Origin of the sequence: Mesorhizobium sp. M7A.F.Ca.CA.002.09.1.1, assembly GCF_003998555.1 — a bacterium.
Lineage (GTDB): Bacteria > Pseudomonadota > Alphaproteobacteria > Rhizobiales > Rhizobiaceae > Mesorhizobium > Mesorhizobium ciceri.
Window position 1 is genome coordinate 1 of record NZ_RZRR01001649.1, and the last position, 397, is coordinate 397.

The following is a 397-nucleotide window of genomic DNA, read 5'->3' on the forward strand; positions in this document are numbered from 1 at the left end:
GGCGCCAGGTGCGTTGGTGATCAGGGCAACGTCGCCCTCGATCTTGCCGCCGTTGGCGGCGCCGATGGCAGCTGCGAGGCCGTCGGCAGCGACGCGGCCGCCCTGGACGTTGTCGGTGGTCAGGAACGAGGTGAAGGCCTTGGAGTCGGCACCGGAGTCGATGCCGATGACCTTGACCTTGGCAGCGGCTTCATCGATCGGCTTGCCGAGCGCCTTGAACTCGGTCGGCGCAATGACGATGGCCGCCGGGTTGCTGGCAACGGCGTTCTCGAGGATCGAGACCTGGCCGTTGACGTCGGTTTCAGCCTGGGCGCCGAGTTCCGGCACGTTGACGCCGAGATCCTTGCCGGCCTTGCGGGCGCCGGCCAGAACGATCTGCCAGTAGAAGGACGTGGTG

At 67.3% G+C, this 397-nt stretch carries 1 protein-coding gene; it reads right to left on the minus strand.

Features of this window, described 5'->3' with window-relative positions; genetic code table 11:
* The coding region (locus tag EN994_RS35160) for a substrate-binding domain-containing protein (protein WP_164746612.1) at nt 1–397 on the minus strand (397 nt) is incomplete at both ends.